The 21756-nt window shown below is 71.6% G+C and carries 20 protein-coding genes and 1 pseudogene; 10 read left to right on the top strand and 11 right to left on the bottom strand.

The genetic code is table 11. From position 1 onward, the window contains the following. Position 1: 1 nt before the first annotated feature. Genes ACFY5C_RS21985 through ACFY5C_RS21970 form a run of 4 tightly spaced genes read left to right on the top strand, consistent with a single transcriptional unit; the run spans position 2 to position 1956 of the window. Entirely contained in the window at positions 2 to 499 is a 498-nt protein-coding gene (locus tag ACFY5C_RS21985; RefSeq protein WP_389446613.1) for a gas vesicle protein, read from the top strand. Next, a complete protein-coding gene (locus ACFY5C_RS21980) occupies positions 496 to 1314 on the top strand; it encodes a GvpL/GvpF family gas vesicle protein (protein WP_389446611.1) in 819 nt (272 codons plus the stop codon). Before ACFY5C_RS21985 ends, ACFY5C_RS21980 begins: the two co-directional genes overlap by 4 nt. Next, positions 1311 to 1568: a gas vesicle protein gene (locus tag ACFY5C_RS21975; RefSeq protein WP_389446609.1), complete on the top strand. Its 258-nt coding sequence runs from the start codon at positions 1311 to 1313 to the stop codon at positions 1566 to 1568. The genes ACFY5C_RS21980 and ACFY5C_RS21975 overlap by 4 nt, the downstream gene beginning before the upstream one ends. Further along, the gene (locus ACFY5C_RS21970) at positions 1552 to 1956 is read left to right on the top strand and encodes a gas vesicle protein K (RefSeq protein ID WP_389446607.1); all 405 of its coding nucleotides are present in this window, start codon (positions 1552 to 1554) and stop codon (positions 1954 to 1956) included. The genes ACFY5C_RS21975 and ACFY5C_RS21970 overlap by 17 nt, the downstream gene beginning before the upstream one ends. 9 nt (positions 1957 to 1965) lie before the next feature. Here ACFY5C_RS21970 and ACFY5C_RS21965 read toward each other — a convergent pair whose 3' ends face one another. The 4 genes from ACFY5C_RS21965 to ACFY5C_RS21950 form a co-directional block, all read right to left on the bottom strand. Next, the gene (locus ACFY5C_RS21965; RefSeq protein ID WP_389446605.1) at positions 1966 to 2427 is read right to left on the bottom strand and encodes a hypothetical protein; all 462 of its coding nucleotides are present in this window, start codon (positions 2425 to 2427) and stop codon (positions 1966 to 1968) included. A 189-nt stretch (positions 2428 to 2616) separates the two neighbouring features. After that, positions 2617 to 3447: a sugar phosphate isomerase/epimerase family protein gene (locus ACFY5C_RS21960; protein WP_389446603.1), complete on the bottom strand. Its 831-nt coding sequence runs from the start codon at positions 3445 to 3447 to the stop codon at positions 2617 to 2619. Then, positions 3444 to 4595, bottom strand: a complete 1152-nt coding sequence (locus ACFY5C_RS21955; RefSeq protein WP_389446601.1) for a dihydrodipicolinate synthase family protein — start codon at positions 4593 to 4595, stop codon at positions 3444 to 3446. The genes ACFY5C_RS21960 and ACFY5C_RS21955 overlap by 4 nt, the downstream gene beginning before the upstream one ends. Further along, positions 4592 to 5749, bottom strand: a complete 1158-nt coding sequence (locus ACFY5C_RS21950) for a Gfo/Idh/MocA family protein (RefSeq protein ID WP_389446599.1) — start codon at positions 5747 to 5749, stop codon at positions 4592 to 4594. Before ACFY5C_RS21950 ends, ACFY5C_RS21955 begins: the two co-directional genes overlap by 4 nt. A 290-nt stretch (positions 5750 to 6039) precedes the next feature. Between ACFY5C_RS21950 and ACFY5C_RS21945 the strand changes: the two genes are divergently transcribed. After that, positions 6040 to 7089: a LacI family DNA-binding transcriptional regulator gene (locus ACFY5C_RS21945; RefSeq protein ID WP_389446700.1), complete on the top strand. Its 1050-nt coding sequence runs from the start codon at positions 6040 to 6042 to the stop codon at positions 7087 to 7089. Positions 7090 to 7143: 54 nt separating this feature from the next. Here the strand turns inward: ACFY5C_RS21945 and ACFY5C_RS21940 are convergent, their stop codons facing one another. Continuing rightward, positions 7144 to 7941 carry a DUF4389 domain-containing protein gene (locus ACFY5C_RS21940; RefSeq protein WP_389446597.1) on the bottom strand — a complete coding sequence of 266 codons (798 nt, stop codon included), beginning with the start codon at positions 7939 to 7941 and terminating at the stop codon, positions 7144 to 7146. A gap of 263 nt (positions 7942 to 8204) precedes the next feature. Between ACFY5C_RS21940 and ACFY5C_RS21935 the strand changes: the two genes are divergently transcribed. The 3 genes from ACFY5C_RS21935 (at position 8205) to ACFY5C_RS21925 (ending at position 10737) form a co-directional block, all read left to right on the top strand. Then, a complete protein-coding gene (locus ACFY5C_RS21935; RefSeq protein ID WP_389446595.1) occupies positions 8205 to 8801 on the top strand; it encodes a dihydrofolate reductase family protein in 597 nt (198 codons plus the stop codon). A gap of 106 nt (positions 8802 to 8907) precedes the next feature. Further along, on the top strand, positions 8908 to 9840 hold the full coding sequence (locus ACFY5C_RS21930; RefSeq protein ID WP_389446593.1) for a GNAT family N-acetyltransferase: 933 nt from the start codon (positions 8908 to 8910) through the stop codon (positions 9838 to 9840). A 96-nt stretch (positions 9841 to 9936) separates the two neighbouring features. Next, positions 9937 to 10737: a sugar phosphate isomerase/epimerase family protein gene (locus ACFY5C_RS21925; RefSeq protein WP_389446591.1), complete on the top strand. Its 801-nt coding sequence runs from the start codon at positions 9937 to 9939 to the stop codon at positions 10735 to 10737. A 15-nt stretch (positions 10738 to 10752) separates the two neighbouring features. On the opposite strand, the gene ACFY5C_RS21920 is transcribed toward ACFY5C_RS21925, so the two are convergent. From ACFY5C_RS21920 to aroA, 3 genes and pseudogenes are all read right to left on the bottom strand, one after another. After that, the gene (locus ACFY5C_RS21920) at positions 10753 to 11331 is read right to left on the bottom strand and encodes an RBBP9/YdeN family alpha/beta hydrolase (protein ID WP_389446589.1); all 579 of its coding nucleotides are present in this window, start codon (positions 11329 to 11331) and stop codon (positions 10753 to 10755) included. 96 nt (positions 11332 to 11427) lie between these two features. Next, positions 11428 to 11556, bottom strand: a pseudogene (locus ACFY5C_RS21915) (N-acetyltransferase); the annotation flags it as partial. Between the two features lie 14 nt (positions 11557 to 11570). Continuing rightward, positions 11571 to 12812: a 3-phosphoshikimate 1-carboxyvinyltransferase gene (aroA, locus tag ACFY5C_RS21910; RefSeq protein ID WP_389446587.1), complete on the bottom strand. Its 1242-nt coding sequence runs from the start codon at positions 12810 to 12812 to the stop codon at positions 11571 to 11573. Between the two features lie 435 nt (positions 12813 to 13247). Here aroA and ACFY5C_RS21905 point away from each other — a divergent pair, with 435 nt between their 5' ends. Both ACFY5C_RS21905 and ACFY5C_RS21900 read left to right on the top strand, forming a co-directional pair. Beyond that, complete coding sequence (locus tag ACFY5C_RS21905; RefSeq protein ID WP_389446585.1) at positions 13248 to 15101, top strand: glycoside hydrolase family 3 protein; 1854 nt, start codon at positions 13248 to 13250, stop codon at positions 15099 to 15101. A 139-nt stretch (positions 15102 to 15240) separates the two neighbouring features. Beyond that, positions 15241 to 15924 carry a hypothetical protein gene (locus tag ACFY5C_RS21900; protein WP_389446583.1) on the top strand — a complete coding sequence of 228 codons (684 nt, stop codon included), beginning with the start codon at positions 15241 to 15243 and terminating at the stop codon, positions 15922 to 15924. A 27-nt stretch (positions 15925 to 15951) separates the two neighbouring features. Here ACFY5C_RS21900 and ACFY5C_RS21895 read toward each other — a convergent pair whose 3' ends face one another. The 3 genes from ACFY5C_RS21895 to ACFY5C_RS21885 form a co-directional block, all read right to left on the bottom strand. After that, entirely contained in the window at positions 15952 to 17361 is a 1410-nt protein-coding gene (locus ACFY5C_RS21895; RefSeq protein ID WP_389446581.1) for an aminopeptidase, read from the bottom strand. A 117-nt stretch (positions 17362 to 17478) separates the two neighbouring features. Continuing rightward, positions 17479 to 17868, bottom strand: coding sequence for a hypothetical protein (locus ACFY5C_RS21890; protein ID WP_389446580.1), 390 nt, complete (start codon positions 17866 to 17868; stop codon positions 17479 to 17481). Positions 17869 to 17971: 103 nt separating this feature from the next. Beyond that, positions 17972 to 21691, bottom strand: coding sequence for an ABC transporter ATP-binding protein (locus tag ACFY5C_RS21885; protein ID WP_389446578.1), 3720 nt, complete (start codon positions 21689 to 21691; stop codon positions 17972 to 17974). Between the last annotated feature and the right edge of the window lie 65 nt (positions 21692 to 21756).

Here is a 21756-nt window from a genome sequence, read left to right as displayed (position 1 = left end):
CGTGACCGAGCCCGTCCCCAGCCGCTCCACATCCCCGGCGCTGTCTCCATATGGCGGCGGGGGGTCCAGCGCGAATCTCGCCGACATCCTTGAACGCGTGCTCGACAAGGGCATCGTCATCGTCGGCGACATCAAGATCAACCTGCTCGACATCGAGCTGCTCACCATCAAGCTCCGTCTCCTGGTGGCCTCGGTCGACAAGGCCAAGGAGATCGGCATCGACTGGTGGGAGCACGACCCCGCGCTGTCCTCCCGCGCCGACCAGCGGCACAGCCTCAAGGAGCAGAACGAGCGCCTGCGCGAGGAGGTGGAGGAACTGCGCCGCAAGGTGGAGAAGGCCGAGAAAGCCGAGAGTGTCGAAAAGGCGGAGTCCGCGGGCGAGTTGCCCGAACGCGGCTCGGGCGGTCGCCGCCGGGCGCGTGCGGCGGAGCGCGAGCCCTCCGCCGAACCACGACGCACCCGGCGCAGGAAGGACGACTCCGAGGACCGGGAGTCATGACCGGGCAGCAGCTGAGCTACGCGTACGCCGTGATCCGCTCGCCCGGCGCGACGGCCGAGCCGACGCGGGCCCGGCTGGCCGGCCTCCGCGGAGTGGCGGGCGCCCCCGTCACCCTGGTCCGCTCGGGCGCGCTGGCAGCCGCGGTCAGCGAGGTGCCGGCGGAGGAGTTCTCGGAAGCGGCCCTCAAGTCCCGCCTGGAGGACCTCGACTGGCTGGAGTCGACGGCCCGCGCCCACCACCTCGTCATCGAGACGCTGGCCGCCCGAGTGACCGTCCTCCCCCTGCGGCTGGCCACGGTGTACCTCGACGAGAGCCGGGTCGAGGCGATGCTGAGCGAACGTCAGGAGGCCTTCGCCGAACTGCTCGACCGGTTCGAGGCCCACGTGGAGTGGGGTGTGAAGGTGTACGCCGAGGCCCCGCCCGCCTCCGAGTCGGCGACCCCGTCCGCGGCACCGGGCTCGTCCACCGCCGAACCGGCGCCCGGACGCGCGTATCTGCGCACCCGCAGACAGCACCGCCAGGCGCACGAGGACACCCGGCGTGCCGCCGAGGTGGCCGTGCGGCGCACGGAGGAACGGGCGCGCGGTCTCGCTGTGGAGCGCTCCCGGCACCGCCCGCAGCAGGGGACCCTGGCCGACGCCCGCGGCGAGAACCTGGCCAACGACGCCTACCTCGTACCGCGCCACCTGGCCGCGGAGTTCCGCGAGCGGATGCTGCACGCCGCGGACGACCTGCCCGGCGTACGGGTCGAGGTCACCGGCCCCTGGGCGCCGTACTCCTTCGCGACTCCCGCCGAAGGGGCGCGGCAACGGTGACCGAGTACTACGACGACGACCGTCCCCTGGCCGGACGCCAGGTCGCGCTGATCGACCTGCTCGACCGGTTGCTGAGCGGCGGGGTGGTGCTCACCGGCGACGTCGTGCTGTCCATCGCGGACATCGACCTGGTACGGATCTCGTTGCGCGCGGTGGTGATCGCCATCCGCGAGCAGATGGAGGAACAGTGGGCGCCCGTCCTGGAGGGCCGGACGCCCACGGAGTACGGCGGCGACGGTGACGAGCCCGGCTGACCGCCCGTCCCCGGACCGGCTGCGCGAGGTCGCGCAGGCCGCTCACCGGGCGTTCTCGCTGCTGCCCGCGAGCCCGGACGACATGGCGTCACCGTCCGCGGGACGGTCCGCCGCCCGCCGCCTGCACGCCGATCCCGACACCGTGGAGCGCGACCTGGTCAAGCTGGTGCTGACCATCGTCGAACTCCTGCGCCAGCTGATGGAGCGCCAGGCCCTGCACCGCGTCGACGAGGGCAACCTGACGGAGGACCAGGAGGAGCGCCTGGGTCTGACCCTGATGCTCCTCCACGACCGGATGACCGAGCTGTGCGACCGCTACGGCCTGACCCTGGAGGACCTCAACCTCGACCTGGGCCCGCTGGGCACCTTGCTCCCCCCGCCGCCGTGAGAGGCCCCGTCACCGTTCGGCCGGCGTCGGGTCGGGAGCGTCGAGGACCACTCCCCAGGTGTCGTCGTCCCCGATGCGGACGGTGAGTTCCTGGGTGCGGCGGGGGCCGCCGAAATGCAGGACCACCTCCTGCCTTACGGAGCCCTCGTCGAGGAAGTCCGCGGTCACCTCCCCGTCGGCCGCCTTGCCGTAGGTCTCGACCCAGGCGCGCGCCTCGGAGCCGGCGCCGCCGCCCTCCGTGTCCAGCGCGGCCAGTGCGTCGGCGTCCCGGTCCGCGAGCGCCCAGAGCACCTGCTGCACCGTCTCCAGGCTTCCCGTCGAGGGGTAGCCGGTGACGCGCAGGGGCGGGTGATCGACATAGTCGGCCTGGTAGCCCAGCCGTGCCCCGTCGTCGGAGCATGCCGTCAGCGGGGCGCCTGCGGCCAGGGTGAGGAGGGCGGCCAGGGCGGCCCTCGGGATCTTCCTGCTCATGGTCAGCTCGTCGGGGAGTCTCGGGCGATGCGACGGCAAAGCCTAGGAGCTGCGGCCGAGACGCACGTTCCGCAGGTGGTCGGTAAAGCATGATATGCCCGGCTGCCACCCAAGTGATATCGATCATCACGGACCTACGGAACGCCGACGGCCCGAAAGCCGTCGGCGCCCCGTCGAACCCCGTCTGCGCTACCCCACGTATTCCACGAACCGCGCCGCCGTCTCGGCCAGCACCTCGCGGCCGTCCCGCGCCCACAGTGCGTCGTTGAACAACTCCACCTCGATGGCGCCGGTGTACCCGGCCGCCTCGACGTACCCCTTCCACTCCCGCATGTCGATCGAACCGTCGCCGATCTGCCCCCGGCCATTGAGGACACCCTCGGGCAACGGGGTGATCCAGTCGGCGAGTTGGAAGGTGTGGATACGGCCGCCCGCACCCGCCCGGGCGATCTGTGCGGGCGCGTTGTCGTCCCACCAGACGTGGTACGTGTCGACCGTGACACCGACCTGGTGGGCCGGGAAGCGTTCCGCGAGGTCCAGGGCCTGGGTCAGGGTCGAGACGACGCAGCGGTCCGCGGCGTACATCGGGTGCAGCGGCTCGATCGCCAGCTTCACGCCGTGGTCCTCGGCGTAGGGGCCGAGCACCGCCAGCGCGTCCGCGATCCGTTCCCGGGCGCCGTGCAGGTCCTTGGAGCCGGCGGGCAGGCCGCCGGACACCAGGACCAGTACGTCGGTGCCCAGCGTCGCCGCCTCGTCGACCGCGCGGCGGTTGTCCTCCAGGGCCGCCGCCCGCTCCGCCGGGTCCAACGCCGTGAGGAAGCCGCCCCGGCACAGGGTGGTGACGGTCAGGCCGGCGTCCCTGACCAGCTTGGCCGTCGCCTCCAGGCCGTACGCCTGGACCGGTTCCCGCCACAGGCCGACGCCCGCGACGCCCAACTCGCGGCAGGCGTCGACCAGTTCCGGCATCGACAGCTGCTTGACCGTCATCTGGTTGATGGAGAAACGCGCGAGGTCTGTCACTGGTTCACCCCGTACAGGGACAGCAGGTTCTTCATCCGTTCCTCCGCGAGCTTCGGGTCGGGGAACAGGCCCAGTCCGTCGGCGAGTTCGTAGGCGCGGGCGAAGTGCGGCAGGGAGCGGGCCGACTGGAGCCCGCCGACCATGGTGAAGTGGGACTGGTGGCCGGCCAGCCAGGCGAGGAAGACCACACCCGTCTTGTAGAAACGGGTGGGTGCCTGGAAGAGGTGCCGGGACAACTCGACCGTGGGGTCGAGGAGTTGGCGGAAGCCCTCGGCATCGCCCGTGTCGAGGACCCGGACCGCCTGGGCCGCCAGCGGTCCCAGCGGGTCGAAGATGCCGAGCAGGGCGTGGCTGAAGCCCTGCCCGTCGCCCGCGATCAGCTCGGGGTAGTTGAAGTCGTCCCCGGTGTAGCAGCGGACGCCCTGCGGGAGGCGGCGGCGCAGGTCGATCTCGCGCTGGGCGTCCAGCAGGGAGACCTTGATGCCGTCGACCTTGTCGGGGTGGGCCGCGATCACCTCCAGGAAGGTGTCGGTGGCCTCGTCGAGGTCGGACGAACCCCAGTAGCCCTCCAGAGCCGGGTCGAACATCGGGCCCAGCCAGTGCAGGATCACCGGCTCGGCGCACTGCCGCAGCAGCCGGCCGTAGACCTCCAGATAGTCCTCGGGGCCCTTCGCCGCGGCGGCCAGCGCACGCGAGGCCATCAGGATCGCCTGCGCGCCCGACTCCTCCACGACCGCGAGCTGCTCCTCATAGGCCGCCCGGACCTCGTCGAGAGTCCCCGCGGCGATCTGGTCGGTGCCCACACCGCAGGCGATACGGCCGCCCACCGCACGTGCCTCCGCGGCCGACCGGCGGATCAGCTCGGCCGCGCCCGCCCAGTCCAGGCCCATCCCGCGCTGAGCGGTGTCCATGGCCTCGGCGACACCGAGCCCGTGCGACCACAGGTGGCGGCGGAAGGCGAGGGTGGCGTCCCAGTCGACGGCGGCGGGCGAGTCGGGCGACACGTCGGCGTACGGGTCCGCGACGACGTGCGCAGCGGAGAAGACCGTACGGGAGGTGAAGGGGGCGCCTGGGGTCACCACCAGGGGTTCCGGGCGGGGCTCGTACGCCCTCGACCCGCCCTTGGAGTCGGGCAGTCGGATCGTCACGGCTGGATCTCCGGTACGTCGATACGGCGGCCCTCTGCCGAGGACTTCAGGCCCAGCTCGGCGAGCTGCACGCCGCGGGCGCCGGCGAGCAGGTCCCAGTGGTAGGGGGCGTCGGCGTAGACGTGCCTGAGGAACAGCTCCCACTGGGCCTTGAAGCCGTTGTCGAACTCGGTGTTGTCCGGGACCTCCTGCCACTGGTCGCGGAAGGAGTAGGTCGCCGGGATGTCCGGGTTCCAGACCGGCTTGGGGGTGAGGGAGCGGTGCTGGACGCGGCAGTTGCGCAGGCCCGCGACCGCGGAGCCCTCCGTGCCGTCGACCTGGAACTCGACCAGCTCGTCGCGGTTGACGCGCACCGCCCAGGAGGAGTTGATCTGGGCGATGGCGCCGCCGTCGAGCTCGAAGATGCCGTAGGCGGCGTCGTCGGCCGTGGCGTCGTAGGGCTTGTCGTTCTCGTCCCAGCGCTGCGGGATGTGGGTGGTGGCGATGGCCTGCACGGACTTCACGCGCCCGAAGAGCTCGTGCAGCACGTACTCCCAGTGCGGGAACATGTCGACGACGATGCCGCCGCCGTCCTGCGCGCGGTAGTTCCAGGACGGGCGCTGCGCGGCCTGCCAGTCACCCTCGAAGACCCAGTAGCCGAACTCGCCGCGGACGGAGAGGATCCGCCCGAAGAAGCCCCCGTCGATGAGGCGCTTGAGCTTCAGCAGGCCCGGAAGGAAGAGCTTGTCCTGGACGACGCCGTGCTTGATGCCGGCCTCGCTCGCGAGACGGGCCAGCTCCAGGGCGCCCTCCAGGCCGGTGGCGGTCGGCTTCTCGGTGTAGATGTGCTTGCCGGCGGCGATCGCCTTCCTGATCGCCTCCTCACGGGCCGAGGTGACCTGGGCGTCGAAGTAGATCTCGACGGCCGGGTCGGCGAGCACCGCGTCCACGTCCGTCGAGACATTCTCCGCGTCCAGGCCGTGCTGCTCGGCGAGCGCCTTCAGGGCGTACTCGCGGCGGCCGACCAGGACCGGCTCCGGCCACAGCACGGTGCCGTCGCCGAGGTCGAGCCCGCCCTGCTCACGGATGGCCAGGATGGAGCGGACCAGGTGCTGGCGGTAGCCCATGCGCCCTGTCACACCGTTCATGGCGATACGCACCGTCTTGCGTGTCACGTCGTTCCCTTCGTACGCGGGGTCTGCGCCGCGTACGCCCTGTCTTGCACTGGTGAGCGTCACAGCAAGCGCTTTCTACATGGTTAGAAGCTAGCCTCTGAGCAGCGGTCCGGACAAGACCGTGACCAGCCTGAGTTGTTCGAGGGGACGAACAACGGGGGTCTCTGGCCGTAAGGTCTGCTCGACATACACGGAACCGTGACCGCCGATGGCCTGTCTACGAGGAGGCAGGCCTGTCTGTGAGCACGTACGAGGTGGGACGACGAGATGCGCGACCGGAGGACGACGAGATGACGGTGACCCTGGCGGACGTGGCGGCCCGCGCCCAGGTCTCCCCCGCGACGGTGTCGCGCGTACTGAACGGCAACTACCCCGTGGCCGCGTCCACCCGGGAACGGGTGCTGCGGGCGGTGGACGAGCTGGACTACGTGCTGAACGGTCCCGCGAGCGCGCTGGCCGCCGCCACCTCCGACCTGGTCGGCATCCTGGTCAACGACATCGCCGACCCCTTCTTCGGGATCATGGCGAGCGCGATCCAGTCCGAGATCGGCGGTCCGGGCGGCCGGGCCGGCGGGGAGCGGCTGGCGGTCGTCTGCAACACGGGGGGTTCGCCGGAGCGCGAACTGACGTACCTGACACTGCTGCAGCGGCAGCGGGCGGCAGCGGTCGTGCTGACCGGCGGCGCCGTCGAGGACGCCCCGCACGCGGCCGCGGTCGCCGCCAAGCTGCGGAAGCTGACGGACGCCGGGACGCGGGTCGTGCTCTGCGGCCGGCCGCCGGCGCCGGACACCGGCGCGATCGCGCTGACCTTCGACAACCGCGGTGGCGGGCGGGAACTGACCGAGCACCTGATCGGGCTCGGGCACCGGCGGCTCGGCTACATCGCGGGGCCGGAGGAACGCACGACGACCCGGCACCGGCTGGAGGGGCACCGGGCGGCACTGGAGGCGCACGGCATACGGGAGGACCCCCGGTGGACGGTGCACGGCCGCTATGACCGGCAGTCGGGATACGAGGCGACGCTGGAACTGCTGCGCCGGGACCCCTCACTGACCGCCGTGGTGGCGGCGAACGACTCCGTCGCCCTGGGCGCGTGCGCGGCGCTGCGTGACTCCGGGCTGCGGATTCCGGAGGACGTCTCGGTGGCCGGGTTCGACGACCTGCCGTTCAGCCTCGACACGGTGCCTTCTCTCACGACCGTGCGGCTGCCGCTGTCGGAGGCGGGGGCGCGGGCCGGGCGGATCGCGATGGGGCGGGAGGAGCCGCCGCTCGGGGAGATCGCTACGATTCGGGGGGAGTTGATGGTGCGGGGGTCTTCCGGGGGGCCTCGGGAGGCATGAGGCGCCCGCGCGAGAGCCTGCGCAGCGTCGGGCACCCGGGGGCCGGGGAACTGCTCAGCGGGCGGGCACCGACGCCGGGGCCGTGACGTCGTCGGTCTCCTGGTCGTGGTCGTCGTAGTCCACGGTGCTGCTGACGACATGGCCGGCCAGGCCGAGCAGCAGGAAGAGCACGACGAGGACCGTGGCCGTGGTGTCCAGGAGCAGCGGCCGCGTGCCGGAGCGGACCGCGTCCTGCGGGGTCCGCTCGTCGCCGAACAACCGCTTCGGATAGGCGGGGGTCAGCATCGTGACGTACGCGGTGAAACGCATCTGATAGCGGGCGACGGCGGCCGTGGCGGCGAAGACCGGCGCGGGCAGCCGTCCCAGCACGAGGGCGATGAGCCAGAACACCCAACTCACCGCGAACCAGCCCGCCTGCACGAGGTTGTTGATGATCGCTGCCGGGATCATCAGGATCAGGCGGAAGAACACCGCGAGCCGATTCAGCGGCGTGGCGCGCAGTTCGATCTGCACGGGGTGGTCGGGGGCCGAGAACGAGAACGGCGGATAGCGGTCGACCAGCAGCATCGAGCTCGCGCCGACCCGCGTCCGGTAGGCGAGGACGGAGCCGAGGAAGGAGAAGATCGGCGCCGGCAGCCGTCCTGTGAACAGGGCGGCGAACCATCCGGCGATGGTCACGAAGAACGCCGCGATGGAGAGCAGGCAGACCACCACGAACTGCGGCAGGAGCAGCAGCCAGCGCAGCAGGACGGTCCAGCGCCGCTGCCGTGCGGCGGCGGGGATGTCGAGGACGGGCAGCCACTCACCGACCTCGGCACCCCGAGCGGCCCCCGGATCCCAGCCCGTCGCCATGAGGACTCCCTGTCGTGCCGATGATGCCGCCTGACACGACCATGCTGCGGCGACGCCACGGCCCGCGCGCCCTGCACGGGCCCAAAGGAGGTAGGCCCGCGCGCCCTGCACGGGCCCGAAGGAGGTAGGGCGCCCACACCCCTGCCGAATGCTCGGTTCCGCGTCTTGACTCGACCCACCGATGATTTCCGGGCTCCACCCCGGTCTTCCATGCCGTGAAGACCGGCTCGCCCGAGCCCGAGCCAACAACAGGAGCGAATCCCATGCGCATCGCGATCACCGAGTTCATCAGCCTCGACGGCGTCGTCCAGGCCCCCGGCGGCCCCCAGGAGGACACCGACGGCGGGTTCGCGCACGGTGGCTGGTCGCATCCCTACTTCGACGCCGAGGTCCTCGGCGGGGCCTTCGACGCGGGGATGCAGAACGCCGAGGCACTCCTCTTCGGGCGCCGTACCTGGCAGACCATGGCTGCGGCGTGGCCGGAGCGCGCCGGGGACCCCTTCGCCGACCGGATGAACTCGATCAAGAAGTACGTCGTCTCCGGCACCCTCACCGATGCCGACCTGACCTGGAACAACACCACTCTCATCCCCGGTGCCGACGCCGTCGCCCGGGTGCGGGAGCTGCGCGAGGCGGAGGGCGGCGACCTGGCGATGATGGGCAGCCCCACCCTCGTACGGACCCTCATCCAGGAGGGGCTGGTCGACGAGCTGCAGCTCATCGTGATGCCGGTGCTGCTCGGCGGCGGGAAGTCGATCTTCCCGCAGGACGGGGGGAAGCGGCCGCTGGAACTCGTCTCCACCACCGCCGCCAAGACCGGCGCGCAGGTCTGCGTCTTCCGGCCCGCCACCGAGGGCTAGCGACGAAGGCGCGGACGTCCTAGGCTCGACTCAACGGAACCTCTGACTGAGTCAAATATCCGAACCAGGGGCTCAGCGGCCCCGGCGGGAGCCTTCGGGATCGACCATGACCGTGCATGACATCCGCGCCTTCAACCGCTTCTACACCAACGTCATCGGTGCCCTCGACTACAGCCGCCACCTGTACGCCCCGTACACCCTCACCGAGTCCCGCGTCCTGTACGAGCTCGCGCACTCCCCGCGTACGGACGCGGCCGACCTACGGGCCGAACTCTCCCTGGACGCGGGGTATCTGAGCCGGATCCTGAACAAGTTCGAGCAGGACGGGCTCATCGAGCGCACCCCTTCCCGGGAGGACCCGCGGCGCCGGCGCGTCACGCTCACCGCGCGCGGCCGGGAGACCGGCAAGCTGCTGGAGGAACGGGCGACCGAATCGGTCGGCTCACTGCTGGCGACCGTGCCGGAATCCGAACGGCCGCGCCTCGCCGAGGCGATGACGACCGTCCGTACGATCCTGTCCGACGGCCGCCCTCCCCGCCGCGAGGACGTCCTGCTGCGCGAGCCCGGCCCCGGCGACCTCGGCTGGATCGTGCAGCGCAACGCCGCGCTGTATGCCGCCGAGTACGGCTGGAACGCCGACTACGAGGGGCTGGTGGCGAGGATCGTCGCCGACTTCGCCGAGGATCACGACCCGCACCTGGAGCGGGTGTGGATCGCCGAGCTGGACGGCCGCCCGGTGGGCTGCGTGATGTGCGTCCGGGACGAGGCCCCTGCCACCGCCCGGCTCCGTCTGCTGCTGGTCGAGCCCGACGCGCGCGGCCTCGGCATCGGCGACCGGCTCGTGTCGGCCGTAGTCGACTTCGCGCGCGGTGTCGGCTATCGCGACCTCGTCCTGTGGACCAACGACGTGCTGGCCGCCGCGCGCCGCCTCTACCAGCGCCACGGCTTCGTCCTGTCCGGCGAGAAACCCCACCGCTCCTTCGGCAAGGACCTGACCGGGCAGGACTGGCGACTGGATCTCCACGGCACGCAGGAGTGAGGTCACGTACCGCGGGCAGGAGGTGACAGATCCGGAGCGTCCCCCGGCCCGCCTGCCGGATGGGCGCACCCCCTTTTCCCTGGCAAGGTGGGATGCATGAAACTGGCGTTCTCCACCCTCGGCGTCCCCGGTCTCCCCGTCCCCGACGTGCTGCGACTCGCGGCCGCGCACGGCTATCACGGCGTCGAGTTGCGCACCCACGCCGAGGAGCCGGTGCACACGGGACTCGGCCCCGCCGAACGGGCCGACGTGGCGGCCGAGTTCAAGGCCGCCGGCATCGAGCTCCTGGGCCTGGCCGGGTACGCCCGGGTCGCCGCGCCCGGTGACGACGGGCCCGTGATCGAGGAGATCCGCACCCTCGTCGACCTCGCCCACGACCTCGGCGCTCCCTACGTCCGCGTCTTCCCCGGCGCCGACCCCGAGCAGAGCCCGCAGTCGGCGGACGCGATCGCCGCACGACGGCTGGGTACGGCCGCGCAGTACGCCGCCGACATGGGCGTACGGATCCTGCTGGAGACCCACGACTCGCACCGCACCGCGGCCGACGCGATCCGCGTCCTCGGACTGGTCGGCCACCGCCACGTCGGCTCGCTGTGGGACGTCATGCACACCTGGCTGGGCGGCGAGCAGCCCTCGGAGAGCTACGCCGCCCTCTCCCCCTACCTCGGCTACGTCCAGGTCAAGGACATCGCCTCCGCCGACGACACCACCCCGCTGCCGCTGGGCACCGGGGTGCTGCCGCTCGCCGAGTGCGTCGAGGTCCTCTCCCGGCACGGCTGGGACGGCTGGCTGTGCTGGGAGTACGAGAAGCGGTGGTACGAGGAGGCCGCGCCCCTTCCCGAACTGCTCGGCGCGGGCCGGGACCATCTGGCGCGGCTGCTCAACGAGTCGGCGTAGCGGCCGACGCCGGCGCTACTCGGGACGGGCCGTGATCGGCGCCGTCGGGTCGAGGCACCAGCCCAGCACGGCGGGCCACGGCCCGTACCCGGCATCCAGGTCGAGGTGGGCGGCGCCCGGGAGGATGTCGGTCGGGAGGGCGAGGGGGGCGCCGTAGAGGGTGTCGGCGCCTTCCTCGCAGTACGGGTCGTCGTCGCCGGCGACCAGGCGGGTCGGGCCGGGGAGGGTGAACTCCAGGGACGGCAGGGCGAATCGGGCGACCTCCGGGTGCTGTGCGAGCACGGCGCCGGACGGCGGGGCGACGAGCAGCACCCGGTCCACGTCGAGCCCCGGCATCCCGCGCGCGGCAGCGTGCAGCCACAGCACCGCGGACAGACTGTGCGCGACCACGACCCGCTGCGCCCCGCCGTCGAGCCCGCCGAGATGCCGCCCCAGCTCCCCCAGCCAGACCTCCAGGTCGGGGTCGTCCGGCTCGGGCAGCTGCGGATAGACGACCTGGTGCCCGAACTCACCGAGCCGGTCGGCGAGCCAGTGCTGCCAGTGGTCCTTGGGGCGGTGGTTCTGCCAGCCGTGAAGGATGAGATAGGCGGTCATGAGGCCGATGGTTTCCGATCACCGCCGTGACGGTCCAGTGCCGGCGCCCGACAGGAGGACGAGGACGCCGGCCCTACGACGGGAGGGACGCCGGCCCTACGGCAGGAATCCGGCGACTCTCCTAGCCAACCGCCCCCGGCACTCCGGCCACTCCCCCGCCGTGACGGAGAAGATCGCGGAGTCCCGCAACCGCCCCTCCTCCCCCGGCGCCCAGCTTGAAACCCACCCGGCGACCCCCGTCACAGCCTCGCGCTCAACGCCCCGAACTCCTCGTGGAAACCCGGGAAAGTCTTCCGTACGCATGCGGGGTCGTCGAACGAGATACCCGGCACCCGAAGCCCGGTCACCGCGAAGGACATCACGATGCGGTGGTCGCCGTACGACTTGATCTCGGTCCCCGTGAGATCCGAGGCGGCGGCGCCGGGCCGGATCTCGATCCAGTCGGGGCCCGTCGTCACCTGCGCCCCCAGCCGCCGCAGGTTCTGCGCGCAGGCCTCCAGCCGGTCGCACTCCTTCACCCGGGTGTTCGCCACGTCCTCGATCCGCACCGGGCCGGAGGCGAACGGGGCGATGGCCGCGAGGGTCGGCATGGTGTCGGAGATGTCCCGCATGTTGACGGTGACGCCCCGCAGTTCGCCGCTCCCGCGGACCGTCGTCGACCGCGCGCCCACCTCCACCTGCGCGCCCATCCGCCGCAGTACGTCGACGAAGCCCAGGTCGCCCTGGAGCGCACCCCTGCCCAGGCCCGGAACCGTCACCTCGCCGCCTGTGACGGCCGCCGCCGCGAAGAAGTAGCTCGCGGTCGAGGCGTCCGGCTCCACCGCGTACGTCGTGGCGCGGTAGCCGCCGGGCGGGACCACGAAGGCGTTGTCCTCCCGGCCCACCTGCACCCCGAAGGCCCGCATCATCGCGATCGTGATCTCGACGTACGGCACCGAGACCAGGTCGGTGACCGTGATGCGCAGGCCCTTGCGGGTCAGTGGCCCGAGCAGCAGCAGCGCGGTCAGGTACTGCGAGGACTGGCCCGCGTCCAGCGTCACCTCCCCGCCCTCGACGCCGGCCGCCGTCACGGTCAGCGGGTGGTGGCCCTCCCTGTCCTCGTGCCGCAGGTCCACGCCCAGGTCACGCAGGGCACGGGTCAACGGCAGCAGGGGCCTGCGGCGCATCTGGGGCGAGGCGTCGAAGCGGTACGTGCCGGTGCCGGTGGCGGCGAGCGTCGGCAGGAAGCGGGCCGTGGTGGCGCCGTCCCGGCAGTGGACGTCCCCCTCGGTGACCGCGGGGCCCTGCGGCCGGCCGTCGACCTGCCAGGTGTCCGGAGTCCGTCCGACCCGGTAGCCGAGCCGCGCCAGCCCCTCGGCGAAGCCCTCCGTGTCGTCCGAACGGAGCGGGCGTACGAGGGTGGTGACACCGTCGGCGGCGGCCGCGAGGAAGAGGGCGCGGGCGGTGACGGACTTGGAACCGGGGACGTCGACTACGGGCATGCCCACATGATCGCCCGACCGGCGGCTTCGACATTGGAGCGTCCATGGGGTGGACCTGCCTGCCCGCACGAACCCTCACCCGGACAGCCCCTCCCCGTCCCCCACCCGCCCCACCACCCCCCACCTCACCAACTTCCCGATTTCCGGTCATCCCGGGAACCCAGCCCCACCCCCGCTCGTCCAACACGCAAGCTGCCGGAGAGTCACCGTGGTGCGGTGTCGGCCCTCGCTGCTGGCTGCGATCGCTGACCAACCCTCTCCGCCGTGCCGCGGCCGGCAGCACGCCGTCATCGGCGCGCCCCCCTCCAACTGCGCCGATGGCGGCCCCTCCTTGGCGACCGGTTACCGTGCACTCCCTTGACTGGCAGAAACTTCCCGGTTATTGGTGACTTCTCGGAAGTTTCCTTCAGCGCACCACCTCCGGAAGGAGCGCACGTGCCCGACACCAGCACGGGAAGCATGGGAAACGCCTCGGTCCCCTCCAGACGTACCGTCCTCGCCGCCACCGCCGGCATGACCAGCGCCCTCGCCCTCGGCGGCACCGCGCACGCCGGCCCCGACGGCAAGCACGACGACAGGAAACTGCGGGCCCTCATCGCCCGGATGACCCTGCCGGAGAAGGTCGGCCAGCTCTTCGTCATGCGGGTCTACGGCCACTCCGCCACCGCCCCCGACCAGGCCGACATCGATGCCAACCTCAAGGAGATCGGCGTCCGTACGGCGGCCGAGCTGATCGCCAAGTACCGGGTGGGCGGCATCATCTACTTCACCTGGGCGCACAACACCCGCGCCCCGCACCAGATCGCCGACCTGTCCAACGGCATCCAGCGGGCGTCCCTCACCCAGCCCCGCGGCCTGCCCGTCCTCGTCTCCACCGATCAGGAGCACGGCATCGTCTGCCGCGTCGGCGAGCCCGCCACCCTCTTCCCGGGCGCCATGGCCGTCGGAGCCGGCGGCTCCCGCGCCGACGCCCGCACCCTCGGCCGTGTCGCCGGACAGGAACTGCGGGCGCTCGGCATCCGGCAGAACTACTCCCCCGTGGCCGACGTGAACGTCAACCCGGCCAACCCGGTCATCGGCGTCCGCTCCTTCGGCGCCGAACCGGCCGCGGTGGCCGGCATGGTCGCCGCCGAGGTGGCCGGATACCAGCACTCCCGGCAACTCGCGGCCACCGCCAAGCACTTCCCCGGCCACGGCGACACCGCCGTCGACAGCCACTACGGCTTCCCGGTCATCACCCACACCCGCGAGCAGTGGAACCAGCTCGACGCGCCGCCGTTCCAGGCCGCCATCCGGGCCGGCATCGACTCGATCATGACCGCGCACATCATGGTCCCGGCCCTCGACGACTCCGGCGACCCGGCCACCCTCTCGCGCCCGATCCTCACCGGCATCCTGCGCGAGGAGCTCGGCTACGACGGGCTGGTGGTGACCGACTCGCTCGGCATGGAGGGCGTACGCACGAAGTACGGCGACGACCGCGTCCCCGTCCTCGCGCTCAAGGCGGGCGTGGACCAGCTCCTCAACCCGCCCTCCCTCGACATCGCCTGGAACGCGGTCCTGAAGGCCGTCCAGGACGGCGAGCTGACCGAGGCGCGGCTCGACGAATCGATCCTGCGGATCCTGCGGCTGAAGGCGAAGCTGCGGCTGTTCGACGCCCCGTACGTCAGCCAGGGCGGGGTCGACCGCAACGTCGGCACCGCGTCCCACCTCAGGACCGCCGACCGTATCGCCGAGCGGACCACGACCCTGCTCGTCAACGAGGGCTCGCTCCTTCCGCTGTCCCGGCGCTCCCATCCCAAGATCCTCGTCGTCGGCGCCGACCCCGCCTCCCCGTCCGGCACGACGGGACCGCCGACCGGCGTGCTCGCCGCCGCGCTGACCGAGCTGGGCTTCACGGCCACCGCTCTGTCGACGGGTACGGCACCCTCCTCCACCGCCATCGCCAAGGCCGTCGAGGCGGCTCGGGCGGCGGACGCGGTGGTGGTCGGGACGTACAACGTCACGGCGAGCAGTACGCAGAAGGCGCTGGTCGAGCAGCTTCTCGCGACGGGGAGGCCGGTGGTGGCGGTCGCGGTCCGCAACCCGTACGACGTGGCCCATCTGCCCGCCGTACGGGCGTACTTGGCGTCCTACTCCTGGACCGACGTCGAACTGCGGGCCGCCGCGCGAGTGATCGCCGGGCGGGTGGCACCGCGCGGGAAGCTGCCGGTGCCGGTGCAGCGGGCGGACGATGCGACGCGGGTGCTGTATCCGATCGGCCACGGGCTGTCGTACGGGCGGGGTTAGCACCATGTAGCACTTTGGACGTAGCGCCCGTACGCCACACAACGGGCGCACTCACCCCCAACCGACGCAAAGGACCCCACACGTCTGGCGTGCGCCCGCCGCGGCGGGTCACGCTGGTCGGGGTACCGGGGGGAGTGCGATGCGTGGGAGAAGTGCTGTAGGGGTGGCCTTTGCGTTGCTTGCGCTGCTCACCGCGTTGTTGACGGGGTGTCAGAGTCCGTCGGGGGCGGCGGAGCAGAACGGGCGGCTCGGTGAGAGCGGCAGCGAGAGCGCGAGCCGGAGCGAGGACGCAGGCGCAGGCGAGCAGCTGGTGACACCGCCGACGCGGCCCGCCGGCTACGGCGCGGTGTTCCTCGGTGTCGACGAGTGCAGTTCCTTCGGGACGACGAGCTTCACCGAGGTGTCCTGCACGGGTGAGCGGGCGGCGGCGCGGGTCGTGGCGCGGCACGACGGCACGACCGGCGACGGGCCGCTGTGCCCGGGGACCACGGACTTCGTCCTGCACATCAGCGAGCAGAGCCGGTCGTCCGACGAGGACGGCGACGGCGCGATCCCGCAGGGCTACGCCTGCATGCGCAACCTGGCCCCGCCCCACCCCGGCGACCCGGGCAGCGGAGGCGGCCCCCGCACGATCGTCGGCGACTGCGTCTACAGCTCCGGCGACGGACAGGTACGCGAGACGGCGTGCGACGGCACGGGTCGGCACAAGCCGCAGTACAAGGTGACCAAGGCCGTCGACAAGCGGGCGAAGTGCCCCCTGTCGACGGCCTTGTACGTCCAGCTGGGCGGCGGCAAGCCGGTGGGCTGCGCGCGGCCGGTATGAGGCGTACGGCCTACCCGCCGACGGGCGTCACGGACGCAGCGCGGACTCCCGTTCCACGCCCGGTGCGTCGAGTTTCGCGTCGTACGTCGCCAGCGGCCTCGGCTCGGCCGTCGGTGACGCGACGCCCGCCCACTTGAGGATGCGGGCCGTGGCCAGCTCGCGCTCGGTGGGCAGGAGGCCTGCCACGAGCGCCCCGTGGTTGGCTCCCGGTGCCGTGAGGACGTAGGCGTCACGCGCGCCCTTGTCGACGCGGAAGCGTTCCGCGCCCCAGGGGTCGTTCTCGCCGTAGACGAAGATCATGTGCCGGGCGTTGTGGCGGACCCAGGTGTCCACGTCGCGCATGGCCCTTGGCTGGAAGCGCGTCGGGATCTCACGCGGGACGAATTCGCGTGGCGGGAGGTAGCCGTAGCGGATCAACTTGCGCTCTATGTGCGGGAACCCGATCGCCGGTGCGCCCAGCTGCGTAGCCGCCTGGTAGTAGTACGGCGTGTACGGCTCCAGGCCCTGGTCCGTGTAGAAGGAGAAACCCCCGACCTGGTCGATGGAGTTCCAGATCGCCTCGTCGGTGGCGTGGGCCGCGTTCGCGGGGATCGTGTCGCAGTCGGAGAGCAGGCTGTACTGCCAGAAGCCCCAGACGTAGTCCAGGACGACCGCCTCGTATGCCTTGTCCAGGCTGCCGAGCGTGTCGAAGGTGTAGCCGTGCTCGGCCGCGTAGGCCGCGTACCGTTCCTTCAGCGGCTCCCGGCGCACCAGCGCCTCCCGCTGCACCGCGTTCAGCCGGTCCCGGCACGCCTTGGTGCCGACGTGGGCGAAGTGGCGGTCGTAGGCCGAGTCCTCTGCGTTCACCACGTCGTTGGGGGCCACGTAGGCGACCACGCCGTCCATGTCACGGGGGTGGAAGCGCTCGTAGTACGTGGCGGTCATGCCGCCCTTCGAAACGCCGGTGGAGAGCCACTTCTTGTCGTAGACCGGCTTCAGCGCCGTGAAGATGCGGTGCTGGTCGGCCGCCGCCTGCCGGATGTCCAGCTTGGTCCAGTCGGCCGGTTCGGGCCGGGACGGTGTGAAGAAGCGGTACTCCATGGAGATCTGGTTGCCGTCGACGATGCGCGTCGGCTCCCGGCGGCTCGGTGCCGTGGAGACCCCGTAGCCGCTGGTGTAGAAGACGGTCGGGCGGGAGACGTCCCGGTGCAGCACGGTCAGGCGCTGCTGGAAGGTTCCCGCGGACGGATCGCGGTGGTCGACGGGCTGGGTGTACGCGAGGACGAAGAAGCGGTAGCCGGGGTACGGCTTCTCCTCGATGAGGCTCATGCCCGGTATGGACAGCAGCCGTTCCTCGATGTCCGGCTCGACGGCGGTCGCCGCGCGTGCCGTGGCCGTGCCGAGCGCGCCGGTGAGCAGCGCGAGCGCCAGCAGCCATCTGAGGGTCTTGCGAACCATGCACCCTCCCCTGGGAAGCGGATGTGCGCCGCAAGCTAGCGAGCAACTGCACACCGCACCAGGGGAGATGAGGAAATCACGGCAGGGTTGGCCGAACGGCGGCGCACAGGCCGCCGGTCAGCACAGAATCCAGCCCTTGCTCACCGACCCCCGCCCCACCTTCCCCTTCACCCACACGCAGCGGTGCCCGGCGTGGACGGTGACCGGGCCGGCCCGGCGGCTGTACCGCCCCTCGTCGACGACCGGCCTGGCCCGGTACGCCTGCACGCTGACCATCATCTTCTGCCTGCGCCCGGGCTCCTTGGGCACAGTGATCGCGCAGATGTGGCCGCCCCGCTTGTAGACGTACAAGGTGCCGGTGGCGAACGGGTACGTCCTGACCTTGCGTCCTTCACAGCGCGAGGCGGCGGCGTGCGCCTCGGCCGGGACCGCTACCGCGAGCAGTCCGGACGCGGTCAGCAATGCCAGGCCGACGGCCAGTCGTCGGCGTATCGCACCTCTGTCCACTTGGTTGTCCTCCCCGTACACCGGCAATGAGCGTACTGGTGTACGGACGCACGGCGTATGCCGGATGGTTGCACGGCCGCCACGGCCGCACGCCGTGCGGCGCCTACCGCGCCGCCCCGACCGGCTCCTCGGGCTCCGCCTGCCCTATGAAGGTCCGCCACAGCTCGGCGTACCGCCCGCCACGCGCCAGCAACTCCTCGTGCGTGCCGTCCTCCGCGACCCGCCCGTGATCCATCACCACGACCCGGTCCGCGCGGGCGGCGGTCGTCAGGCGGTGGGCCACGACAAGGGTCGTACGGCGGCCCGCGAGGCGGTCCGTGGCGTGGTTGACCTGAGCCTCCGTGGCCAGGTCCAGTGCCGCCGTCGCCTCGTCGAGGAGCAGGATGTCGGGGTCGACCAGCTCGGCGCGGGCGAGTGCGATCAGCTGGCGCTGGCCGGCCGAGAGATTGCGGCCGCGCTCGGCGACCTCGTGGAGGTAGCCGCCGTCGAGGGTGGCGATCATCTCGTGGGCGCCGACCGCGCGGGCCGCGGCCTCGACCTCGGCGTCCGTCGCGTCGGGGCGGCCGTAGGCGATGGCGTCGCGGACGGTGCCCTGGAAGAGGTACGCCTCCTGCGGGACGACCCCGAGCCGGTGGCGGTACGACGTGATGTCCAGGGAGCGCAGATCCGTGCCGTCGACGGTCACCCGGCCGCCGGTCGGGTCGTAGAACCGCGCCACCAGCTTCACGAGCGTCGACTTGCCGGCGCCAGTCTCACCGACGAACGCGACCGTCTGCCCGGCCGGAATCCGCAGGTCGACGTCGCTCAGCGCCGCCTCGTCGTCGCCGTACTTGAACTGCACGTCCTCGAAGCGGACCTCGCCCCGCAGCGACAGCACCTCCAGCGGCTCCGCGGCCGCCTTCGTGGAGGTGGGCTCCCGCAGCAGTTCCTGGATGCGGCCGAGCGAGACCGTGGCCTGCTGGTAGCCGTCGAAGACCTGGGAGAGCTGCTGGACGGGCGCGAAGAACAGGTCGATGTAGAGCAGATACGCCACCAGCGCGCCGGTCGTCAGCGTCGCGTCGTCGATCCGGCCGCCGCCCACGATCAGCACCGCCGCCACGGCCCCCGACGACAGGAACTGCACGAAGGGGAAGTAGATCGAGATCAGGAACTGGCCCCGGATACGGGCCTGGCGGTAGCTGTCGCTGCGCTCGGCGAACCGTGCGGCGCCGTCCCGCTCACGCCGGAAGGCCTGCACGATCCGCAGCCCGGACACTGACTCCTGCAGGTCGGCGTTGACCACCGACACCCGCTCACGGGCGAGTTCGTACGCCTTCACGCTCGCACGGCGGAAGTAGTACGTCGCGACGATCAGCGGCGGCAGCGTCGCGAAGACGACGAGGGCGAGCTCGAGGTCGATCACCAGCAGGGCGGCCATGATGCCGAAGAAGGTGACGACGGAGACGAAGGCGGTGACCAGGCCCGTCTGGAGGAAGGTCGACAGCGCGTCGACGTCCGTCGTCATCCGGGTCATGATCCGGCCGGTCAGCTCCCGCTCGTAGTAGTCGAGCCCGAGCCGCTGGAGCTGGGCGAAGATCTTCAGGCGCAGCGAGTACAGGACGCGCTCGCCGGTGCGTCCGGTCATCCGCGTCTCGCCGATCTGCGCCACCCACTGGACGGTCACGGCGAGCAGGGCCAGCAGGGATGCCGCCCAGACCGCTCCGAGGGCGACCTGCGTGACGCCCGAGTCGATGCCGTGCCGGATCAGGACGGGGAGCAGCAGCCCCATGCCCGCGTCCATGGCGACGAGGCCGAGGCTGATCAGCAGGGGCAGCGCGAAGCCGCGCAGCAGCCGTTTCAGGCCGTACGACTCCTCCGGCCGGACCGCACCGGCCTCGTCGATGTCGGGTGTGTCGACGGCGGGGGGCAGTGCCTCCACCTGGGCGAGGAGTTCGGGGGTGGCCGGGGACTCCGCGAGCGCCAGGTCCCTGCGCTCACGGTCGCCGGTCCACAGCCTCGGCGTCACCCCGCGCTCGGCGTCGAACTCGGCGTCCAGCTCGTCGCGTACGGAGGTGTCCTCCTGGGGGCAGGCGGGCTGGGCGTGGCCGGGCGAGACGCCGCCGAGTTCGTCGGGGTCGGTGAGGAGGCGGCGGTACAGGGCGGAGCGCTGCTGGAGTTCCTCGTGGGTGCCGATGTCGGCGAGGCGGCCGGCGTCGAGGACGGCGATGCGGTCGGCGAGGCCGAGGGTGGAGCGGCGGTGCGCGATGAGGAGGGTCGTGCGGCCCTCCATGACGTGCTTGAGTGCCTCGTGGATCTCGTGCTCCACGCGGGCGTCCACCGCCGAGGTCGCGTCGTCGAGGACGAGGAGACGGGGGTCGGTGAGGATCGCGCGGGCGAGCGCGACGCGCTGACGCTGCCCGCCGGAGAGGGTGAGGCCGTGCTCGCCGACGGTGGTCTCGTAGCCGTCGGGCAGCTCGGCGATGAAACGGTCCGCCTGGGCGGCGCGTGCGGCCGCCTCGATCTGCTCGTCGGTCGCGTCGGGCCGGCCGTAGGCGATGTTGTTGCGGACGGTGTCCGAGAAGAGGAAGGAGTCCTCGGGGACCAGCCCGATCGCGGCCCGCAGCGAGTCGGAGGTCAGCTCGCGCACGTCATGGCCGCCGACGAGGACGGCGCCGCGTGTGACGTCGTAGAAGCGCGGGAGGAGGAGCGAGACGGTGGACTTTCCGGAGCCGGAGGAGCCGACGACGGCGAGGGTCTCGCCGGGCCGGATGTCGAAGGACAGCCCGTCCAGGACGGGCCGCTCGTCGTCGTAGCCGAAGGAGACGTCGTCGAACTCGACGGTCGCCGGGGCGTCGGCGGGCAGCGTCTTGCTGCCGTCCTTGATCGACGGCTCGGTGTCGATCAGCTCCAGCACCCGCTCGCTGCCGGCGCGGGCCTGCTGCCCGACCGTGAGGACCATGGCGAGCATCCGGACCGGCCCGACCAGCTGGGCGAGGTAGGTGGAGAACGCCACGAACGTCCCCAGCGTGATGTGCCCGCGCACCGCCAGCCAGCCGCCGACCGCGAGCATGGCGACCTGCCCGAGAGCGGGGACGGCCTGCAGTGCCGGGGTGTACCTGGAGTTGAACCGGATGGTGCGCAGCCGCCCCGCGAAGAGCCGCCGGCTGACCTCCCGGAGCTTCCCGGTCTCCTGCTCCTCCTGACCGAACCCCTTGACCACGCGTACGCCGCTGACGGCCCCGTCGACCACACCCGCGACGGCGGCGGCCTGGGCCTGGGCGTACCAGGTGGAGGGATGCAGCTTGGTCCGGCTGCGCTTGGCGATCCACCACAGGGCCGGGGCCACGGCGAGCGCGACCAGGGTGAGCGGCAGCGACAGCCACGCCATGACGACCAGGGAGATCACGAAGAGCGCGAAGTTCCCGATGGTCATCGGGAGCATGAAAAGCAGGCCCTGGATCAGCTGGAGGTCGCTGGTGGCCCGCCCGACGACCTGCCCGGTGGACAGCTCGTCCTGCCGTCGCCCGTCGAGCCGGGTGATCGTCCGGAACATGTCCGTGCGCAGATCGTGCTGGACGTCGAGGGCGAGACGGCCGCCGTAGTAGCGGCGGATGTAGGTGAGGACGTAGACGACGAAGGCCGCGGCTATGAGCAGGCCGGCCCAGACGGCCATGCTGCGGGTGTGGTCGCCGATGACGTCGTCGATGATCACCTTCGTGATCAGCGGGACGACCGCCATGACGGCCATTCCGGCGAGGGAGGAGCCGAGGGCGAGGATCACGTCCTTGCGGTAGCGCCAGGCATAGCCCCACAGCCGTCGTGCCCATCCCCGTTGCACTGCCACGCCGGTGCCCTCCGTTCGTCCTGATCTACCGGAAGGCACCAACGCCGACGAGCGTCGATTTCATC

Origin of the sequence: Streptomyces sp. NPDC012935 (assembly GCF_042900345.1) — a bacterium.
GTDB lineage: Bacteria > Actinomycetota > Actinomycetes > Streptomycetales > Streptomycetaceae > Streptomyces.
This window is presented reverse-complemented; position numbering and strand designations above follow the sequence as displayed.